The organism is Rappaport israeli, from assembly GCF_001888055.1.
Taxonomy (GTDB): domain Bacteria; phylum Pseudomonadota; class Gammaproteobacteria; order Cardiobacteriales; family Cardiobacteriaceae; genus Rappaport; species Rappaport israeli.
The window spans coordinates 1-409 of the sequence record NZ_LXHZ01000046.1 but is presented as its reverse complement, the minus strand read 5'-3'; the positions used below and the strand labels follow the sequence as shown (position 1 = coordinate 409).

General features: G+C 52.1%; 1 protein-coding gene. It reads right to left on the bottom strand.

Translation table 11 applies throughout. The features are described 5' to 3' along the window. Positions 1 to 184: 184 nt before the first annotated feature. Positions 185 to 409 (bottom strand): hypothetical protein (locus A5N84_RS10365; RefSeq protein WP_198923928.1); only part of this gene is annotated, 225 nt, incomplete at its 5' end.

Here is a 409-nt window from a genome sequence, read left to right as displayed (position 1 = left end):
ACCGCATCACCGCATCACCGCAACACCGCAACACCGCATCACCGCAACACCGCAACACCGCAACACCGCAACACCGCAACACCGAATACCGAATACCGCCCAAACCACCATCTAAATTACCGCACAAATAATTAGCGCACGTGAGGGATAAAAAGAGCACCATTCCCTGTTTCCTGTTTCCTGTTTAGCGTTGCGAACCTTGCGAACCTTGCGAACCTTGCGAACCTTGAGAACCTTGAGAACCTTGAGAACCTTGCGAATCTTGCGAACCTTGCGAACCTTGCGAACCTTGCGAACTTTGCGGACTTTGCGGACTTTGCGGATTTTGCGGATTTTGCGGATTTTGCGGACTTTGCGGATTTTGCGGACTTTGCGGACTTTGCGGACTTTGCGGACTTTGCGGACTTGC